General features: G+C 66.3%; 17 protein-coding genes and 2 pseudogenes. 14 read left to right on the top strand and 5 right to left on the bottom strand.

From position 1 onward, the window contains the following. The first annotated feature begins 6 nt into the window (after nt 1-6). The 10 genes from ACFE87_RS09915 (at nt 7) to ACFE87_RS09960 (ending at nt 9,207) form a co-directional block, all read left to right on the top strand. Nucleotides 7-1,044, top strand: a complete 1,038-nt coding sequence (locus tag ACFE87_RS09915; protein ID WP_375459462.1) for an ABC transporter substrate-binding protein — start codon at nt 7-9, stop codon at nt 1,042-1,044. A gap of 120 nt (nt 1,045-1,164) precedes the next feature. Further along, the gene (locus tag ACFE87_RS09920) at nt 1,165-2,271 is read left to right on the top strand and encodes an ABC transporter ATP-binding protein (RefSeq protein ID WP_375459463.1); all 1,107 of its coding nucleotides are present in this window, start codon (nt 1,165-1,167) and stop codon (nt 2,269-2,271) included. A gap of 123 nt (nt 2,272-2,394) precedes the next feature. Then, entirely contained in the window at nt 2,395-3,123 is a 729-nt protein-coding gene (locus ACFE87_RS09925; protein ID WP_375459464.1) for a GntR family transcriptional regulator, read from the top strand. 58 nt (nt 3,124-3,181) lie between these two features. Then, nucleotides 3,182-4,159, top strand: coding sequence for an ABC transporter substrate-binding protein (locus ACFE87_RS09930; RefSeq protein WP_375459465.1), 978 nt, complete (start codon nt 3,182-3,184; stop codon nt 4,157-4,159). A gap of 1 nt (nt 4,160) precedes the next feature. After that, nucleotides 4,161-4,922, top strand: coding sequence for an ABC transporter permease (locus ACFE87_RS09935; protein WP_375459466.1), 762 nt, complete (start codon nt 4,161-4,163; stop codon nt 4,920-4,922). Continuing rightward, entirely contained in the window at nt 4,886-5,695 is an 810-nt protein-coding gene (locus ACFE87_RS09940) for an ABC transporter ATP-binding protein (protein WP_375459467.1), read from the top strand. The genes ACFE87_RS09935 and ACFE87_RS09940 overlap by 37 nt, the downstream gene beginning before the upstream one ends. A 7-nt stretch (nt 5,696-5,702) precedes the next feature. Continuing rightward, entirely contained in the window at nt 5,703-6,518 is an 816-nt protein-coding gene (locus tag ACFE87_RS09945) for an ABC transporter permease (protein ID WP_375459468.1), read from the top strand. 8 nt (nt 6,519-6,526) lie between these two features. Then, nucleotides 6,527-7,228 (top strand): polysaccharide deacetylase family protein, encoded by a 702-nt coding sequence (locus tag ACFE87_RS09950; protein WP_375459469.1) that lies wholly within the window; start codon nt 6,527-6,529, stop codon nt 7,226-7,228. Further along, the gene (locus tag ACFE87_RS09955; protein WP_375459470.1) at nt 7,225-8,259 is read left to right on the top strand and encodes a 5-methyltetrahydropteroyltriglutamate--homocysteine methyltransferase; all 1,035 of its coding nucleotides are present in this window, start codon (nt 7,225-7,227) and stop codon (nt 8,257-8,259) included. Before ACFE87_RS09950 ends, ACFE87_RS09955 begins: the two co-directional genes overlap by 4 nt. An 81-nt stretch (nt 8,260-8,340) precedes the next feature. After that, nucleotides 8,341-9,207 (top strand): fumarylacetoacetate hydrolase family protein, encoded by an 867-nt coding sequence (locus tag ACFE87_RS09960; RefSeq protein ID WP_375459471.1) that lies wholly within the window; start codon nt 8,341-8,343, stop codon nt 9,205-9,207. Between the two features lie 130 nt (nt 9,208-9,337). On the opposite strand, the gene ACFE87_RS09965 is transcribed toward ACFE87_RS09960, so the two are convergent. The 4 genes and pseudogenes from ACFE87_RS09965 to ACFE87_RS09980 all read right to left on the bottom strand — a co-directional run bounded on the left by ACFE87_RS09965 (nt 9,338) and on the right by ACFE87_RS09980 (nt 12,150). Continuing rightward, complete coding sequence (locus ACFE87_RS09965; protein WP_375459472.1) at nt 9,338-10,108, bottom strand: SDR family NAD(P)-dependent oxidoreductase; 771 nt, start codon at nt 10,106-10,108, stop codon at nt 9,338-9,340. A 1-nt stretch (nt 10,109) separates the two neighbouring features. Beyond that, nucleotides 10,110-11,057 carry a dioxygenase gene (locus tag ACFE87_RS09970; protein ID WP_375459473.1) on the bottom strand — a complete coding sequence of 316 codons (948 nt, stop codon included), beginning with the start codon at nt 11,055-11,057 and terminating at the stop codon, nt 10,110-10,112. 112 nt (nt 11,058-11,169) lie between these two features. Next, nucleotides 11,170-11,363, bottom strand: a pseudogene (locus ACFE87_RS09975) (hypothetical protein); the annotation flags it as partial. A gap of 118 nt (nt 11,364-11,481) precedes the next feature. Continuing rightward, the gene (locus ACFE87_RS09980) at nt 11,482-12,150 is read right to left on the bottom strand and encodes a GntR family transcriptional regulator (RefSeq protein ID WP_375459474.1); all 669 of its coding nucleotides are present in this window, start codon (nt 12,148-12,150) and stop codon (nt 11,482-11,484) included. A gap of 163 nt (nt 12,151-12,313) precedes the next feature. On the opposite strand from ACFE87_RS09980, the gene tcuA reads away from it, so the two are divergent. The 4 genes from tcuA to ACFE87_RS10000 all read left to right on the top strand — a co-directional run bounded on the left by tcuA (nt 12,314) and on the right by ACFE87_RS10000 (nt 17,375). Continuing rightward, nucleotides 12,314-13,747, top strand: a complete 1,434-nt coding sequence (gene tcuA, locus ACFE87_RS09985; protein ID WP_375459475.1) for an FAD-dependent tricarballylate dehydrogenase TcuA — start codon at nt 12,314-12,316, stop codon at nt 13,745-13,747. Continuing rightward, nucleotides 13,740-14,948, top strand: a complete 1,209-nt coding sequence (gene tcuB, locus ACFE87_RS09990; protein WP_375459476.1) for a tricarballylate utilization 4Fe-4S protein TcuB — start codon at nt 13,740-13,742, stop codon at nt 14,946-14,948. The genes tcuA and tcuB overlap by 8 nt, the downstream gene beginning before the upstream one ends. 725 nt (nt 14,949-15,673) lie before the next feature. Next, on the top strand, nt 15,674-16,990 hold the full coding sequence (locus ACFE87_RS09995; protein ID WP_375459477.1) for a site-specific DNA-methyltransferase: 1,317 nt from the start codon (nt 15,674-15,676) through the stop codon (nt 16,988-16,990). After that, a complete protein-coding gene (locus tag ACFE87_RS10000; protein ID WP_375459478.1) occupies nt 16,980-17,375 on the top strand; it encodes a DUF5681 domain-containing protein in 396 nt (131 codons plus the stop codon). The genes ACFE87_RS09995 and ACFE87_RS10000 overlap by 11 nt, the downstream gene beginning before the upstream one ends. Here the strand turns inward: ACFE87_RS10000 and ACFE87_RS10005 are convergent. Continuing rightward, a pseudogene (locus ACFE87_RS10005) lies at nt 17,347-18,342 on the bottom strand (TRAP transporter substrate-binding protein). The gene ACFE87_RS10000 and the pseudogene ACFE87_RS10005 sit on opposite strands and share 29 nt — an antisense overlap. Between the last annotated feature and the right edge of the window lie 5 nt (nt 18,343-18,347).

Here is an 18,347-nt window from a genome sequence, read left to right on the forward strand (position 1 = left end):
AACACTGTGCAGCTCGATCGTCGACAAGTTCTCGCAGGCGCAGGGGCGTCGCTGGCCCTGGCCCTGGCCGCAACACCGGCGGCCGCCCAGGCACAGTTCGGGCCGCCCGAGCTGATCGAGGCTGCGAAGAAGGAAGGAAAGGTCGTCTATTACACGGCCGACTTCCTCGAGACCGAACAGGAGGCCATCAAGGAGTTCAACAAGCGCTTCCCCTTCGTCCGGGTCGAAATCGTGCGCGCTCCGGGCGGCCAGCTGATCACGCGGATCAGGACGGAGGCGGCCGCGGGCAAGCTGCTGGCCGACATCGTCAAGCATTCCGATCGTGGTCTGATGATCGGCATCGAGGATCTGTTCCAGGATTACGCGCCGCCGAACGCGAAGGATTACCGGGAAGATCTCCTCGTCTCGCCCAAGTTCTGGCCGACCGCGACGCTCGGGTGGGCCATAGCGTACAACACCGAGCTCGTGAAGAACCCGCCGAAATCCTGGGCGGATCTCACGAAATCTGAATACGGGAACAAGCAGATCGGCCAGGTGATCGGACCGTCCGGCGGGACAACCTGGACGCGCATCATGTTCGAGCGCGAAGTGCTCGGCGAAGATTACTGGAAGAAGCAGGCCGCGACGACACCGATGCTCTATCCGTCCGGCGCGCCGACCTCGGACGCCGTGGTGCGCGGCGAAGTCGCGATCGCGCCACTCCTCTACAACATCATCTATGTGAAGAAGCGAGACGGGGCACCCGTAGAGATTGTCTTTCCACCGGAGGGCGTTCCGGTGAATCCCTACGCGGCAGGGATCACGAGGGCTTCCGCCAGTCCGAACGCCGCAAAGCTGTTCATGAACTGGCTCCTCTCCGAGGAGGGTCAGAGCTTCATGATCAAGCAGCAGGGCAACCTGACAGGTCTCAAGAAGCCGCCCGTCAATCCACCGGGATATGATCCCGAAAAGGTCAAGCTCTGGGTGCCGAACTTCGAACGCTATGTGAAGAACCGCGACGCGTGGGTCGAGGAGTGGAACAAGACATACGGCTATCGGCAATGAAGGCGTGATCCGTGACGCGTGCGGCCGTGGCATTCGTCGCGTCCCATCATGATGGCCTGTCCGGCCGCCTCGTTTTTGTAGACACCTACGGCATATTCCTCGGCGGCCGAGCGGAGACCGATGTCCGAAGAACTCAGAGTCGAGAATCTGCGCAAGGTCTTCTCGGTCGGCCGCCCAGCCATCGACGACGTGAGCTTCACGGTCGCGGCCGGTGAGATCGTGGTGCTGCTCGGTCCCTCCGGCTGCGGCAAGACGACGACGCTCCGCTGCGTCGCGGGCCTCGAACATCCGACGTCCGGCACGATCTCGATCGGTCGCGACATCGTCTCGGCGCCGGCGCGCGGCGTCCTGATGCCCCCGCGCCACCGCAACATCGGGATGGTCTTCCAGTCCTACGCGGTCTGGCCTCACATGACGGTTCGGCAGAACGTGGCCTTTCCGCTCAAGCACCGGAAGACGCCTCGCGGCGAGGCCAAGGCAAAGGTCGACGAGGCGCTCGAGATCGTCGGGCTGTCGGAATATGCCGAACGGCCGGTGGTCGCGCTCTCGGGCGGCCAGATGCAGCGCGTCGCGCTGGCACGCAGCCTCGTCTACCAGCCCCGCCTCCTCCTGCTCGACGAGCCATTGTCGAACCTGGACGCGAAGCTGCGCCTGCGCCTGCGCGACGACCTTCGGCGCATCATCAAGAGGACGAATGTCACGGCGATCTACGTCACGCACGACCAGGCCGAGGCCGTGGTCCTCGGCGATCGCATCGGCGTCATGCGAGACGGGTTGATGCTTCAGCTCGCGTCGCCTCGGGACATTTACAATCAGCCGGCCGACCTCTTCGTCGCGAATTTCACGGGCGCCTCGAATGAGATCGACGGCAAGGTCATCGAGTGTTCCGGCCACGAGGGGATCGTCGAGACGACGTCCGGCGCACGGCTGCGCGCAACGTTTCCTGCGACGATCGCCGCGGGTTCCCCAGCGACGATAGCCTTCCGCCCCGAAGCGGTGCGTCTCGGGGCGAGCGACGCGATCAACAGCTTCACCGCGAATGTCGTCGACTGCCGCTACCACGGTACGCAGACGATCTACGACCTGTCCGTCTTTGGTGGCCGGATCGAGGTCCTCGAACTTTCAACGGAGATCCGCTTCCACCCCGGGAGCGAGGTGCCGATCACGCTGCCTCACACGGCGATGTGGGCCTATGCCGGGAACGCGACCGCCCGCTCGCAGCATTAGACCGAGAGCGGGCCAGCTTCGTGTCGCAGCAACTGCCGTGCGAGAATCTCGGTCCCATCCCTCACGATCGGATAAAATCGATTTTCGTTTGCGTGGCGGACTGGACGTGCGTAGGTTCGTGAGATGCCAAGTTCGATCGGCATTCACCTCGACACATGCGACGGGCAGCGCCTGCCTCGCACGCTCGCATCCGCGATCGCCGAGCGACTGCGTGGTGAGATCCTGACGGCCGTGCTCCTGCCTGGGCAGAAGCTGCACATCGCCATTCTGGCCAAGCGATTTTCTGTCAGCCTTGCAGCGGTCCGGGAAGCGCTGTCGCGGCTCGTCACGGACGGGATCGTGCAATCACTCGACCAGCGCGGGTTCCGGGTCAGTCCCGTCTCCAGCGCTGATCTCAGGGACCTGACCCGCACGAGGATCGAAATCGAGGGTCTCGCGCTCAGGCGAGCGATGGCCGAGGGCGGACCCGAATGGGAGGCCGCGGTCGAATCGGCGTTCGCCGCGCTCAGCGTCCTGCCGCGGCTCGGTGCCGAACAGCCAGAACGGCACAACGAGGCCTGGGCCAGTCAGCACCGACGCTTTCATCAGGCCCTGGTCGGCGCATGCGGGTCGGCGTGGCTCCTCAGGCTGAGGCATGTCCTCTACGAGCAGTCGGAGCGCTACCGCCGCCTGTCGATCCCGCTCGAGACACGCGAGCGCGATGTGGAGGCCGAGCATCTTCGGCTGATGGAGGCAGCGCTCGCGCGCGACGAGAGTGCCGCCTTGGCGGCGCTCGCCGAACATTTCCAGCGCACGACGGATATCATCCTGGCGGCGGACGTAGCTCTCCTTCGGGAGCCCCTCGCCGCCTGACCGCGATCATCAGCAGTGAAGGTCGCCGCAGAGCGACCGGAACCAACGGGAGGAAGATGTGAGCGAGACAAGCACGCCGATCGCGCGCCGTCGTTTCCTGGTCGGAAGCGCCGCGGCCTCCACCCTGTTGATCGGGAGCGGCGCGCGCGCCGCCGAGCGGATCCGCATCGGCCTCCCGACCAAGACCTATTGGCCGACCATCGTGGCCGAGGCGGCCAAGGTCGCCAAGCTCTACGAGAAGGAGGGCCTCTCCGCGGAACTCACGATCTATCGCGGTGGGGCCGAGACCTTCGAGGCCATGGCGGCCGGCGCCGCCGACCTGATCCTCGACCCGCCCTCCCTCGTCGCGACCGGCCGCAAGCGCGGCGTCGCCTCGAAGCTGGTGGCGGGAGGCTCGACCGCCAATCTCGGCTGGTTCCTGGTCGTCCCGGCGAAGTCGCCGATCCAGAAGGTTGCGGACCTCCAGGGCAAGAAAGTCGGGATCACCTCGGCCGGCTCGGGTTCGGACATTCTCGCCGTCTGGACCATGGCCGACCGCAAGGTCCAATTCACGAAGGTGCCGCTCGGCGGGGGCGGGCTCGTGCCTAATCTCCTCTCCGGCAATGTCGACGCCATCGTGCTGTACTCGCCGCTCAGCTTCCAGCTGATGAAGTCGGGCGAGGCGCGCTCCCTCATCGACTACACCAAAGAGGTGCCGGCGAACCTCACTTCCGGCTGGATCGCGCCGGACCGCCTGATCGCGAGCAATCCGCAGCTCGTCCAGAAGGGGCTGAACGCCCTTTATGGCGGCCTCGCCTGGCTCAGGGCGAACCGGAGCGAAGCGATCAAGCTGATCGCCGAGACGAACGAGATCCCGGCCGAGATCGCGGCGCTCGAATACGAGGGCACCACGCTCCAGCTCGTGCCGGACGGCCGCATGGATCGCGGCGAGATCCAGCGCTCGCTCGAGCTCGCGCAGCTCTCCGGGCCGATCGACATGGCGCCGCTCGACGACATCTTCACCACGTCCTTCAAACCGGTCCCGACGAAGGCCTGACATGGGCCTCTCCGAGCGGCAGAGGTTCGCGCTGGCGCGCTTCGCCCTCGTGGCGGGCGCGTTCGGACTCTGGGAGGTCCTGTCGCGCACGGGAGCCGTGAACCCGCGGCTCCTGCCTCCGGCGAGCGACGCCATCGCGACGCTCTGGGACATGCTGGGGCGGTCGCGCCTGCATAACGACATGCTTGTCACCGGCAGCGAGATGGCGGTCGCCTTCCTGATCGGGCTGCCGACCGGTGCCGCGATCGGACTCCTGATCTCGGAGAGCCGCTACTGGGGCGAGACCCTGAAGCCGCTCCTGTTCTTCGTCTTCTCGATCCCCAAGATGATCTTCCTGCCGATGTTCATCCTGATCTTCGGCATCGGCTTCGCCCAAAAGGTCGCCTACGGCTTCGTCTCCACCGTCTTCATCGTCGCCATGACGACGGCGGCGGCGGTGGAATCGGTGAAGGCGGACTACGTCACGGTCGCCCGGTCGTATGGTGCGACCCGGGGGCAGATCGTCGGCCGGGTCTACCTGCCCTGTATGCTGCCGGTCCTGCTCGAGACCGTGCGGCTGGCCATGATCTTCAACTTCACCGGCGTCATGCTGGCCGAGATGTACGCCTCCCGCGAAGGCCTCGGCCATTCGATCGCGACATGGGGCGAGAACTTCCAGATGCGCCAGCTTTTCGCCGGCGTGATCCTCGTGTCGATCCTTGCGATCCTGTTCAACGAGACGATCCGATGGGCGGAGCGGAGGTGCGAACATTGGCGAACGTAACTCCGCTCAGGTCCGCCGCCGTCCGGATCGACGGCGTCACCCAGGTCTACGGCTCGGGCCAGGACGCCGTGACCGCCGTCGACGACGTCTCGTTCGACGTCGAGCCGGGACGGTTCGTCGTGCTGGTCGGCCCGAGCGGCTGCGGGAAATCCTCGCTGCTCATGATGATGGCCGGACTTCGCCATCCGACCGATGGCCGCATCCTGGTCGAGGGCCGGCCCATCGCCGATCCCGACCCGAACCGGGTCGGCGTCGTATTCCAGGAACCGAGCCTCTATCCCTGGCTCACGGCCGAGCAGAATGTCGAGTTCCCACTCTCGCTCCGGCGCGTGCCGAAGGCGGAGCGGCGCGACAAGGCGCGCGAGCGGCTGCAGCTCGTCGGCCTCGCCGGGTTCGAGGCCCGCTTCCCGCACGAGCTGTCGGGCGGCATGAAGCAGCGCGTCTCGATCGCCCGCGGCCTCGTCCAGAATCCGCCGGTGCTCCTGATGGACGAGCCCTTTGCCGCGCTCGACGAGCAGACCCGGATGACGATGGGCGACGAGCTCCTGCGCATCTGGGCCGAGACCAGGAAGACGGTGGTCTTCGTCACCCACTCGCTGACCGAGGCCGTGTATCTGGCCGACGAGGTGCTGGTCATGTCCGCCCGACCCGGTCGCATCATCGACCGCATCAAGGTCGAGCTTCCCCGCCCGCGGACCTACGAGATGCTGGGCGGCGAGCTGTTCGGCGGCCTGCGCGACCGGATCTGGCGCCAGATCCGGTCTGCCGCGTGAGGGCGACATGATGAGGCTCACGCCGACCCAGACCCGCTACCTGATCGTCGCGACCCTGATCGTCCTCTGGGAGGCGCTGCCGCGGCTCGGGCTGATTCCGACGTTGTTCCTGCCGTCGCTGAGCGAGACGATCGCGGCCGGGATGCGGGATGCCGGGACCTATGGCCGGCATCTGCTGGTGACCCTCGGCGAGGTCGCCGTCTCGATGATGTTCGCCTGCGGCGGCGGCATCCTGGCCGGCACCGTGCTCGGAAGCATCCCCCAGGCCGGCCGCCTCGTCCTGCCGCTGGTCTCCAGTCTTTATGCGGTCCCGCTCGTCGTCCTCTATCCGGTGTTCACGGCCTGGTTCGGGATCGGCTCGGAATCCAAGATCGCGTTCGCGTCCATCTACGGCTTCTTTCCGACCCTTCTCGGCACGGCGGCCGGGATCGCCACCATTGATCCGCAATTCCTGGTCGCAGCCCGATCGATGGGCGCGACGCTGCCCCAGCGCATCCTCCGGGTCGTGGTCCCGGCCGCGATCCCGACCGTCCTGTCGAGCTTCCGGATCGGCGGCGCGCTGACGATCGTGGGCGTGGTCGTCTCCGAGATGCTGACCTCCTCGGCCGGGATCGGCTACCTGATCACGAGCTACCGCACGGTGCTCGACTCGCCGCGCGTCTTCGCGGCCGTGCTCCTGGTCCTGTTTCTCGCCATCACGTTCGACGGATTTGTCCAGCTCGTGGAGCGCCGGACGGCCGGCTGGCGGAGCGCCGGACGCGCTGCTGCGGGCGCGAGCCGGCGCTCGGTGCCCGGTGGTCTCGTCGCTGCGCACGCAACCTGACCCGCCCCGTGCGCCGCCTGACGCTCTCCTTCGACAATGGGCCGGAGCCCGACGTCACGCCCTACGTGCTCGATGTCCTGGCGGAACGCGGCCTGAAGGCGACCTTCTTCCTCGTCGGCGAGAAGCTGCGCGAGCCGGGCCGTCGCGCACTCGCGGAGCGGGCTCATGCCGAAGGGCACTGGATCGGCAACCACACCTACACGCATTCCGTGCCGCTCGGGCTTCGCTCGGAGCCGGAGGCGGCGGAGAACGAAATAGGCCGGACGCAAGAGCTCATCGGGGACCTCGCCCACCCGGATCGACTGTTCCGGCCGTTCGGAGGCGAGGGCAGGATCGGCCGGCATCTCCTGTCTCGCGATGCGGTCGATCACCTCGTGTCGAGCGGCTACAGCCTCGTCCTGTGGAACGCGATCCCGCGCGACTGGGAGCCGGAGGGCTGGGTCGAGCGAGCCTTGGACCAAGTCGCTGCCCAGGACGAAACCCTGTTGGTTCTGCACGACCTTCCGGGTGGCGGGATGCGGGATCTCGAGCGTTTCCTCGACCGCGTGGAAGAGGCCGGCGCCGTGATCCGCCAGGAGATCCCGGCCTCGCTGATGCCGATCCGTCGCGGGCGTGTCGCCCTGCCGATAGCCGCCTATGTCGGCGACGGCAGGAGCCCGGTCCAGCCAGACGAGAACCGCCAGATCATCGCGAGAGGACCAGAACGATGACGATCCCGACCCTTATCCCGACGACCGTGGTCGGCAGCTATCCGCAGCCGGACTGGCTCGTCGACCGGGAACTCCTCGGCTCGAAGCTCGTGCCGAGGGTCCGGGCTCGCGACATCTGGCGGGTGCCCGAACCGCACCTCGAACAGGCCCAGGACGACGCGACGCTCCTTGCGATCCGCGACATGGAGCGGGCCGGCATCGACATCATCACGGATGGCGAGATGCGGCGCGAGAGCTATTCGAACCGGTTCGCGACAGCGCTCGAGGGTGTGGACAACGACAATCCGGGCGAGGTGATCGGTCGGACGGGAAAGCCGACGATCGTGCCGCGCGTGGTCGGCCCAATCCGTCGAAGGGCCGCGGTCGAGGTGCGGGACATCGCGTTCCTGCGGACGAACACGGACCGGGGCGCCAAGATCACCCTGCCGGGCCCGTACACGATGGCCCAGCAGGCGAAGAACGAGTTCTATGCCGACGACGAGGAGATGGCGATGGCGTTCGCGGCCGTCGTCAATGAGGAGCTCAAGGATCTGAAGCGTGCCGGCGCCCATGTGATCCAGCTCGACGAGCCATGGCTTCAAGGCCGCCCCGAGGGCGCGCAACGCTACGGCGTCAAGGCGATCAACCGTGCCTTGGACGGCATCGAGGGCCCGACCGTCGTGCATCTCTGCTTCGGCTACGCCGCGATGGTGCACGAGAAGCCCTCCGGCTACTCGTTCCTGCCCCAGCTCGCGGATTCGATCGCCGACCAGATCTCGATCGAGGCCGCCCAGCCGAAGCTCGATCTCGGCGTCCTGAAGGATCTCGCAGGAAAGACCATCATGCTGGGCGTGCTGAGCCTCGGTGACAAGGCGGTCGAGACGCCCGAGACCGTGGCCGACCGCATCCGCGCGGGCCTGAAATACGTGGCCGCGGATAAGCTCGTGGCGGCGCCCGATTGCGGGATGAAATACCTGTCGCGCGAGACGGCGTTCGGCAAGCTGCGCTCGCTCGCCGAAGGTGCCGCCATCGTCCGCCGGGAGCTTCAGTAAGGCGTCCTGCGCCGTCACTGGGCGCACCGTACGGCCTTACAGGACGCTGCTTGTTAATCCCCATCCTAGGAGTTCTTCCCGATGCGTTATTGCTCCGTTCGCACGGCGGCTGGTGACAGGCTCGCGCTGAGGCGAGACGATGGCGTCCACGACCTCTGCAGCGTCGACCCGACCTTGCCGGACGGGGTCGGCTCGCTCGTCGCGGGCGGGCCGGACCTGATCGCCCGCGCAGGCGAGGCCGCGCAACGCGTCACGGCTCAGTCCCGGCTCGACGAAGGCTCCTTGCGATTCCGACCCCTGATCGAGCGTCCGGGCAAGATCATCTGCATCGGGCGCAACTACGCCGCCCATGCGCGCGAAGGCGGGGCCGAGCCGCTCGACTATCCAGACGTGTTCATGCGCGGCGCGAACTCGCTCGTCGCGCATGGCGAGCCGCTCGTGCGGCCGCGCTGCTCCGACAATTTCGACTACGAGGGCGAACTCGTGTTCGTCGTGGGACGGAGGGCGCGTCACGTCAGCCAGGCCGACGCCTACGGCATCATCGCCGGCTACTCGATCTTCAACGAAGGCTCGATCCGCGACTACCAGCGGAAGGCGACGCAATGGACGATGGGCAAGAACTTCGACGGGACCGGTGGCTTCGGGCCCGACCTCGTCACCCCGGACGAGCTTCCCGACGGCGGCCAGGGACTCCGTCTGACGACAATGCTGAACGGCACACTCATGCAGGACGGGAACACGCAGGATTTCATCTTCCCGGTCGCGAAAGTCGTCGAGCTTCTGACCGAAGCGATGACGCTCGAGCCGGGCGACGTGATCCTCACGGGCACGCCAGCCGGCGTCGGCTACGCGCGCAATCCGCCGGTATTCATGAAGCCGGGCGACGTCGTCGAGGTGACGATCGAGAAGGTCGGCACTCTCCGCAATACGGTGCGCGACGAGACTTGATCGAGCTCCCTTGAAGGCCCTCTTCGCCTAGCAGAACTCGGGATCAGCGCAGGTTTCGGTATTCGCGGTCGACCGTCACGTTCTTGCTTCGGCGCGCCGGTGATGAACACCCTATCGCGCGGCAAGCGCATCAGACGAGCTTCCGGCCGCCGTCAACGTCGATGATGCCCCCGGTCGAGTAGACGAGGTGGGTCGCGCAGGCGAGGATCGCGGCCGCGACGTCCTCCGGCTCCGCCACCCGCCGCATCGGGATCGAGGGCGCGAGCTTGGCATTCTGCTCGGGCCCGCGGCCGGGAACGAAGTCGGTCTGAACCACTCCCGGAGAGACCGCCATCACGCGCACCTCGGGGGCGAGCACCCGGGCAAGGCTTTTCGTCATCACGTCGATGCCGGCCTTCACGGCGCAATACGCGACACTGGAACCGGAGCCTGTCGCGCCCGCGATGGACGACACCGACACGATCAGCCCGTCGCCCGAGGCCTTCAGCATCGGCGCGAAGGCCCGCACGGTCGCGAACTGGCCGCGCCAGTTCACGACGAACAGGCGGTCGATCAGCTCGTCGGTAAGCATATCGAGTTCGCCATGCGGCACCGGCTGGGTGAACCCCGCCGTGTTCACCAGGATGTCCAGCCGGCCGAACCGCTCCTGGATGTCGTCCCGCAATCGCTCGATCGAGGTCGTGTCGGCGACGTCGGCCGGGAAGGCCGCATGCCCGTCGCCCTCCAATTCGGCCAGGACCGCCCGCGCTTCGCCTGCCTTGTCGTCGCCCGGCCTGTGGTTGATCGCACAAAGCGCGCCCGCTTCGGCCAGAAGCCGGCAGGTCGCCCGCCCGACGCCGCCGGCCCCGCCAACGACGAGGGCGACCTTGCCCTGCAGGGACCGGGGATAGGAGTCGGTCATCTCAGGCGATCGGCGGAACGGGGAGCTTGGCTTCGCCTGGCTCCATGACGAAATCACAGCGGAGCGAATACCACTTGCCCGAAACGTCCGGCGCCGGCGGCGGCTCTGCCGGCCCGCGCAGACGGAAGTCGCCGATCAGATGGCTCGTCACGCCGAACACGACGTCGCTGTGCAGCCGCTCGTCGTCGTCGACGAAGACCTGCGTGATCAGGGTCTTCATGCCCGGCTTGAAGCACAGGAAATGCAGATGGGCGGGACGGAATTCGTGCCGTCCCTGCGCGCGGAGCAGTTCGCCGACCGGCCCATCGGTCGGGACCGGGTACCCGGCCGGCTTGACCGAACGGAAGCTGGTTCGACCGTCCTCGTCGGTCGTGAACTTGCCGCGCAGGTTCATGTCGGCCTGATCCGAATCCTGGTTCTCGTAGAGCCCGACAGGGGACGACTGCCATACATCCACCTCTACGCCCGCGAGCGGCCGGCGCCCAGGATCTGTCACGCGGGCCTCGACGAACAGGACGGGTCCCTGCGTCTCCGAGCGCACGATGCTGCCGCCATTCGGCGTCCGGGGAGAGTTCGCCCGCCAGAACGGCCCGAGGAGCGCGGACGCAGTCTCCGTCGCGCCCGCATTGCCGTTGTTGAGAAGACAGACAAGCGTCGAAAACCCGACCGCGTCCGAGAACAGCACCCCCTCGTTGTGGCGATCGTGAGTCGCCTTGCCGATGCGGTTCAGGAACGTGATCCCGGCTTCCCACTCCTCCTCGGTCAGGCGCGTCTCGCGGGCGAAGTCGTGAGCGTGGCGAACCAGGGACGCCATGATCTCGCGCAACCGGGGGCTTGGCGCGCGTGACATGGCGGCGAGCACGACGGGCGTGACCTGGTCCGCGCTGTCGATGACGTTCGACCCGGCGACCGACATCGCGGTCGGCTCCAGCCCGGTGCGAGCGTTCATCGTCCCCCCGATCGTTTCCAAGTTGGGTGGCAAACCCGGCCCCATAGGTCAAGCGGGTCTGCCTCCTGGTCAGACCGAGCGGACCCGGCCCATGTTGCCGGATAGCGCGCTAACCGTGCGGGATGGCGGACCGAAGCCGCTCGCCGCGCGGCGCGCGGCCGCGCAGGCGGGCCATGTTGGGCACGCGTCCGCGCAGGCGGGCCATGTTGATGGAGGCCACGTCTCGTCGATGAAGACGAGCCGGGCCGGATCGAGGTCGGGCTGGCCCTCGAACGAAGCCTCCCTGCGAACCAGGACGTCCGGGCGTCGCCATGCTGACCTCGGCCCCGACGCGGTCACGATGCATCAGCGCGTCCACGAGATGTGGCGCGGCGCGCTGAACGGGCGGCGCCGGCCCTGCGCGCCGTGCTGGACGATGCCGAGGTCAGACCGCCCCGAACATGATCCGGAAGCGGGCCTGCCCGGCCTGCGCGATGTGGCCGCGCGCCTTCGCGTCGGCGGCATCGCTGTCACGCTCCTCGATCGCCCGGAGCATGGCGAGGTGCTCCTCGTGGGCCTCGGCGGCGCGTCCCGGCAGTTCGAAGGTCGTGCCCGGAAGGAGCGCCAGCGAGTTCGAGAGTTGGGTCAGCGCCTGTTCCAGGTATCCGTTATGGGCGGCGTCGCGGATCGCCTCGTGGAACTGGCGGTTGCGCCGGGCGATCTCGGCCGGGTCGTCCATGGCCCGCCAGGCATCGAGGATGCTCCGCATGGTCGCAAGGTCGCCGGGCGAGGCGTGTTGCGCCGCCATCCGGGCCGCGGTGCCCTCGAGCGCCTCGCGCAGGGCGTAGAGTTCCCGAACCTTCTGCCGATCCAGCGTCGTGATCGCCATGCCGCGCGCGGCCACGACCTCGACGAGGCCCTCCGATACGAGGCGGCGGACGGCCTCGCGGATGGGGGTGCGGCTGACCCGCAGGCGTGCTGCCAGCTCCATTTCCTTCAGCCGATGTCCGGACCGGAGATCGCCCGCGCGGATCTCCGCCCGCAGGCGGCGGTAGACCTGCTCCGCGAGCGGGAGACCCTGGTCGTCTGCAGCGAGGTCGCCTGGCGTGATCAACGTCGACAACTCCCGACCAGCCCCGTCGCGCACGACCGAGCCGGACCCCGGCGGTCGGGCAAGCAACTTGACGCAAAGGAAAATACGTCTGTATACATTCGTATCCTTTGTAGGCCCGTCACGCTAGGCGGTGTCCGTCCGTCTCGGCGCGTCCGCTCCCATCATGCAAGTTCCGGAAGACCCAGGCTACGATGTCCTCGTGATCGGAGGCGGCAACGCAGCGCTCTGCGCCGCCATCAGCGCGCGCCGGGACGGAGCGCGCGTGCTCGTGCTGGAGGCCTCCGACGCCTTCTGGCGGGGCGGCAACACGCGCCACACCCGCAACATGCGGTGCGCCCACGATACGGCGACCGGAAGCCTCTCCGGTCCGTATACGGAGGAGGAGTTCTTCGAAGACCTGATGCGGGTGACGAAGGGCAAGACCGATCAGGACCTCGCCCGGTTCATGATCACCGAGTCGAAGCAGATGCTGACCTGGATCGAGCAGCAGGGCGTGCGTTGGCAGCCCTCGCTCGGCGGCACGCTGAGCCTCGGCCGTACGAATTCCTTCTTCCTCGGCGGCGGCCGGGCGATGCTGAACGCGCTCTATCGCACCGCCGAGGCGCTCGGCGTCGACGTCCGCTACGAGGCCGAGGTCACCGATCTCGAGATCGAGGACGGCATGTTCCTGTCGGCCACCGTGCGCGGGGAACGCATCCGGGCCAAGGCGCTCGTGACCGCGTCGGGCGGCTTCGAATCCAACATCGAATGGCTGAAGCAATATTGGGGCGAGGCGGCCGAGAATTTCCTCATCCGCGGCACCCGCAACAACATGGGCACGATCCTGCGCCTCCTGCTCGACGCGGGCGTGCAGGAGGTCGGCGACCCGACCCAATGCCATGCGGTCGCGATCGACGCCCGGGCGCCGAAATACGACGGCGGCATCATCACGCGCCTCGATTGCGTCGTCTTCGGAATCGTCGTGAACAAGCATGCCCAGCGCTTCTACGACGAGGGCGAGGATATCTGGCCGAAACGCTACGCCATCTGGGGACGGCTCGTCGCCGCGCAGCCCGACCAGATCGCCTACATCCTCTTCGACGCCTCCTCGCTGAACCTGTTCATGCCCTCGCTCTTCCCGCCGATCTCGGCGCCGACGATCGAGGCCCTCGCAGAGACGCTCGGCCTCGATCCCGAGGCGCTCCGGGCGACCGTCGACGGCTTCAACGCCGCGGTCCGGCCGGGCAACTTCGACGACAAGATCCTGGACGATTGCCGCACGGAGGGTCTCGACCCGCCGAAGACGCATTGGGCCCGGCGCATCGAGGCGGCGCCTTTCTACGCCTACCCGGTCCGGCCGGGGATCACCTTCACCTATCTGGGCACGCGCGTGACCCACGAGGCCCGCATGATGATGGCGGATGGACGGCCCTCGGCCAACATGTTCGCAGCCGGAGAGATCATGGCCGGGAACGTCCTCGGCGAGGGCTATGCGGCCGGGATCGGCATGACGATCGGGGCCGTGTTCGGCCGCATCGCGGGCCGGGAGGCGGCGCGGCTCGCACGCGGCAACCGACAGCAGGGCGACGTGGCGGTGAGCGAGGCGGCCCATGGTTGAGACAGGTTTCGCGGGCGGCACGGCGACCGCGGGCTCGATCGCGAACCACGCGACCGCCTCCCTCGCCGAAGCGGACCGGCTGATGACCGTCTGCAACTCCTGCCGCTATTGCGAGGGCCTGTGCGCGGTCTTCCCGGCCATGGAGATGCGGCGCGCCTTCCCGGACGGCGACCTCAACTACCTTGCCAACCTCTGCCACAATTGCGGGGCCTGCTATCACGACTGCCAGTTCTCGCCGCCGCACGAATTCGACGTGAACGTGCCGAAGGTGCTGGCCCGAGTCCGGAACGACAGCTACGCGCAATATGTCTGGCCCGGGGCCTTCGCGGGGGTCTTCGCCCGGAACGGCCTCTTCATCGCGCTGGCGGCCGCCGTCGGCGTCGCCGCCTTCGTGATGGGCTTCGCGGTGTGGCACGATCCGGCGACCCTGTTCGGCACGCATACGGGACCGGGCGCCTTCTACAAGCTGATGCCGCACAACGCGATGGCGGGGCTGTTCGGGGCGGTGTCGCTCTACGCGGTCGTCGCCATCTCGCTCGGGATCCGCAAGTTCTGGCGCGACATCGCCGCGCCGTCCGGCACCTTCTCGGACTGGCCCTCGATCTGGCAGGCCGTGAAGGATTCCGGTCGCCTGCGCTACCTGGACGGCGGCGGGGTCGGCTGCATGAACGACGACGAGACCCCGACCGATCCGCGCCGCGTCTACCACCACCTGACCTTCTACGGCTTCATGCTCTGCTTTGCCTCGACCTCGACGGCGACGCTCTACCATTATCTCCTCGGCATGGAGGCGCCCTATCCCTGGTACGACCTGCCGGTCCTCCTCGGCACCGCGGGCGGCATCGGGCTCCTGATCGGCCCGGTCGGGTTGCTGGCCGCGAAATGGCGGCGCGAGCCCGACCTCACCGACGAGACGCGGCTCGGCATGGACGTCGCCTTCATCGCCATGCTGTTCCTCACGAGCCTGACCGGCCTCCTCCTTCTCGTCCTGCGCGCGACGCCCGCCATGGGCATGCTGCTGGCCGTGCATCTCGGGGTCGTTTTCGCGTTGTTCCTGACGATGCCCTATGGCAAATTCGTCCACGGCATCTACCGGGCGCTGGCCCTCGTCCGCTACGCCCACGAGCGTCGTCACGAGACCCTGTCGGCCCAGCCCGTGGCCGTCGCGGCCACGACCGGCCAGGGCGGACAGCGCCGCTGACCCGACGGGCAGCCGAGGACACGCCGCCATGCTCCGCCGCAGCCTCGTCAAAGAGGCGGCTCACAGCCGAACCCCCGCTTCTTGGCGGTAATCAGCTGCCCGTATCGGACCAGCAGGTCCCCGACGGCAACATTCTTGAAGGGCCGTTTCGAAGCCCAACGATCGCCTTGATCGAGAGCGTGCTCCTTCTCCCGCCCCCGGCCGCCGCTTCGCCCTTCGTGGCAAAGTTTTCGTCTCAGGATCAAACCCGACCCGGCGGACCTGCACCTGCCAGGCCGAGCCTCTTTTCCGAATGGCAGCCGACCGTCTTCTCCGTCGAGCTCTGACGGACCGATCTGCTGCGTTTCGGAGAACCGGGGCTAAGCTAAAAACCTTGGCATAAACGGCAACTTAGGTGGTGGCGGAGGGAGTCACATACGAACCGGTCTCCAAACTTGGGTTCCCTGATAAGCTGGGACTCTACAGGGAAGACGTGCCCCTACGAGCAGCATGAGAAGCGGAATGCGGCGTCTCGCCCAGCGCACGAGGCTGGACCGCCTTGAAATTCCCGTGTGGCCTAACAGGGAACTTCGCTCGACCGTACGGGGGTGCAACGAGCACGACCGGGATTTCTGTCCACCCGACGGGTTATGAGAGGTCTGGAGAAAGGCCCCTCGCCCGAAAAACGGGAATGAAAGCCCTCTATCCCTGATCTAACTGGTCTGCCTCCAACCACGGAGGCAGCCATGCCAGCTCACCCACTTGCCATCGAATTCATCTCTCCAGACCGCCTGACCGAACACCCCGACAATCCACGAGATCACAGCCGTAAGCAGCGTCGACAGATCGCTCGCAGCATTCGCCGCTTGGGCTTCTACAACCCGATCCTCGTCAACGAGCTGTATGTCATCATCGCAGGGCACGGCAGGTATCAAGCCGCGATCGAACTCGGACTGGAGTCGGTCCCGGTCATACGACTGGACGGGCTTTCGGAGGCGGAGCAATGCGGCCTGATGGTCGCCGACAACCGCATCGCCGAAGGTAGCAGCTGGGATCCAGACCGGCTCACCAAGGTGCTACGCGGCCTCACCGACATCAGCTTCGACCTTGAGGACGTAGGGTTCGACACTGCTGAGGTCGACTTGCTGCTGAACCATCACGACGACGGATCGATATTTGACGAAGCCGACGCAGTCGAGGAGCCCAATCGGAACCGACCGGCGATCTCAAAACACGGCGACCTGTACGTCATGGGCCCGCACCGCCTGTTGTGCGGCAACGCGCTCGACCCGGAGAGCTACGTAGCACTGCTCGGGTCTGAGCTGGCGCGAGCCGTGGTAGCCGATAGCCCCTACAATGTCCGGACGGAGGGACACATCAGCAGCCGTAATCGGGCTCGTCATCCTTCGTTCATGCAGGCAGCCGGCGAATTGAGCGAGGAGCAATTCACAGGGTTCCTGCGAGCTGTGATGACGCTACTTTGCATGCACAGCGTCGACGGGAGCTTGCATTATCTCTTCATGGACTGGCGGCACATGTTCGAGCTGCTGACCGCCTCCCGAGATCTGTACGAACTGAAAAACATGTGCATCTGGGCCAAGGACAATGGCGGGCTTGGCTCCCTCTATCGCTCCCAACACGAAATCGTGGCCGTCTTCAAAAATGGAAACGCACCGCACATCAACAATATCGAGCTCGGCCGCCATGGTCGGAATCGCACAAACGTTTGGCGCTACCCAGGCGTAAATACGATGCGCAAGGGGCGACTTGCAGACCTCAAGGACCATCCTACGATTAAGCCCGTCGCTCTTATTGCAGACGCTATACTCGACTGTACCAAGATCGGCGACACGGTACTAGATCCATTTGTCGGATCGGGAACAACGATCTTATCTGCTGAACGAACCCGCAGACGTGCAGCTGCCATCGAAATTGACCCGTTCTACGTCGATACGGCGATCCGTCGTGTCCAGGAACGAACCGGCCTGATGGCCGTCCACCACGCGACTGGTGCGACCTTCGACGAGCTCGCGAGCCTCAAAGGAGGCAGCGATGAGCGCTGACGAGACCCGCGACGACGATCCGCCAGCGACCTACCAGGTTGGGTACAAGCGCCCACCGCTTCACACTCGGTTCAAGCCAGGCGTTTCTGCCAATCCGAAAGGGCGTCCGAAGGGTCGTCGTAACCTGAAGCATGATCTGGAAGAGGAGTTGTCTGAACGGCTTACGCTCCGCGACGGCGACCGGCGTCTACGAGTAACCAAGCAGCGTGCGCTCGTGAAAGCCACGATAGCACGAGCCATCAAGGGAGATGTTCGGGCGCAGGCTCAGGCCTACAGCCTCCTATTACGCGCCTTCGGCATGGACGACGAGGCTCAAGATTCGGCAACGCTCGGTTCAGCCGACGCCGAGATCCTGTCTAGCTACATCGAGCGCCTACCCGGTTGAACAGCGGCTCACCGACCTCGGAGGCGAATTTCCGAATGACGGGTTCGACCTTGGCGCGAAGCCGCTCGATCTCCGCGGGCGTCGGCTCGTTGACCTGCATGGCCTTGCGCAGCCGCTCGATCGCGTCCCGCTCGTGCGCTTGAGTGATCTTGCGCTCCTCGACTTTGGCCTCGTCCGCGGCCGCCCGCACCGCGTTCTGGTCCTCCGGAGACAGGGAATCCCAGGTCTTCTTGCTCATGAGAAGGGGCATGCCAGTATACAGATGCCGGGTCAGCGACAGGTATTTCTGGACCTCCGCAAATTTTGCGGTCTCGATCACGGCGACAGGATTATCCTGCCCATCGATGGCACGGGATTCGAGCGCGCCGTAGACCTCGCCGAAGGTCATCGGCACCGGGTTTGCACCAAGAGCCCGGAAGGTCTCGATGTAGATGGGAGAGGCGATCACACGTAGCTTTAGGCCCTCGAGGTCTTCGGGCTTGGCGATCGGCCGCTTGCTGTTCGTCATGTTCCGGAAGCCGAGATCTCAGATCCCGAGCCCCATCACGCCGTGTTCGGTCAACTTCGCCATCAACTCGGTCGCGATAGGCCCATCGCTGAGGGCGTAGGCCTCCTCCGAGTTCTGGAACAGGAAGGGAAAGTCGAAGACCATGAACTCCTTGTTGATGCCGGCGAGAAGGCCCGTCGCCATCGTAGTGAAATCCAGCGTCCCGCCGCGGATCGCCGACAGGTTCTGCGGATCCCCGCCCAAGACCGCGCCGGGATAGATGTTGATCTTGAGTCGCCCGCCCGTTTTCTCCGCCACCAGATCCGAGAACCTCTGCGCCCCGATCCCGATGGGGTGATCCTTCGCGAGGCTGAATCCGAATCTCAGCGTCCGCTGTTGCGCATGGCCTCCAGCCGTCGACGCGGCGAGCGCAAGACCTAGAGCAGCTCCAAGCACCAATCGGCGACGCAGAATTCTCATTGCGG

This window comes from uncultured Enterovirga sp. (assembly GCF_964242715.1).
In the GTDB taxonomy this organism is placed as follows: Bacteria; Pseudomonadota; Alphaproteobacteria; order Rhizobiales; family Beijerinckiaceae; genus Enterovirga.

Excerpts from the sequence above, each read along its gene's own strand:
- ACFE87_RS09920 (WP_375459463.1), top strand. The coding sequence starts at position 1,165 with ATGTCCGAAGAACTCAGAGTCGAGAATCTGCGCAAGGTCTTCTCGGTC.
- tcuA (WP_375459475.1), top strand. The coding sequence starts at position 12,314 with ATGCAAGTTCCGGAAGACCCAGGCTACGATGTCCTCGTGATCGGAGGC.
- ACFE87_RS09945 (WP_375459468.1), top strand. The coding sequence starts at position 5,703 with ATGATGAGGCTCACGCCGACCCAGACCCGCTACCTGATCGTCGCGACC.
- ACFE87_RS09965 (WP_375459472.1), bottom strand. The coding sequence starts at position 10,108 with ATGACCGACTCCTATCCCCGGTCCCTGCAGGGCAAGGTCGCCCTCGTC.
- tcuB (WP_375459476.1), top strand. The coding sequence starts at position 13,740 with ATGGTTGAGACAGGTTTCGCGGGCGGCACGGCGACCGCGGGCTCGATC.
- ACFE87_RS09940 (WP_375459467.1), top strand. The coding sequence starts at position 4,886 with ATGGGCGGAGCGGAGGTGCGAACATTGGCGAACGTAACTCCGCTCAGG.
- ACFE87_RS09925 (WP_375459464.1), top strand. The coding sequence starts at position 2,395 with ATGCCAAGTTCGATCGGCATTCACCTCGACACATGCGACGGGCAGCGC.
- ACFE87_RS09970 (WP_375459473.1), bottom strand. The coding sequence starts at position 11,057 with ATGAACGCTCGCACCGGGCTGGAGCCGACCGCGATGTCGGTCGCCGGG.
- ACFE87_RS09995 (WP_375459477.1), top strand. The coding sequence starts at position 15,674 with ATGCCAGCTCACCCACTTGCCATCGAATTCATCTCTCCAGACCGCCTG.
- ACFE87_RS09960 (WP_375459471.1), top strand. The coding sequence starts at position 8,341 with ATGCGTTATTGCTCCGTTCGCACGGCGGCTGGTGACAGGCTCGCGCTG.
- ACFE87_RS10000 (WP_375459478.1), top strand. The coding sequence starts at position 16,980 with ATGAGCGCTGACGAGACCCGCGACGACGATCCGCCAGCGACCTACCAG.
- ACFE87_RS09935 (WP_375459466.1), top strand. The coding sequence starts at position 4,161 with ATGGGCCTCTCCGAGCGGCAGAGGTTCGCGCTGGCGCGCTTCGCCCTC.
- ACFE87_RS09955 (WP_375459470.1), top strand. The coding sequence starts at position 7,225 with ATGACGATCCCGACCCTTATCCCGACGACCGTGGTCGGCAGCTATCCG.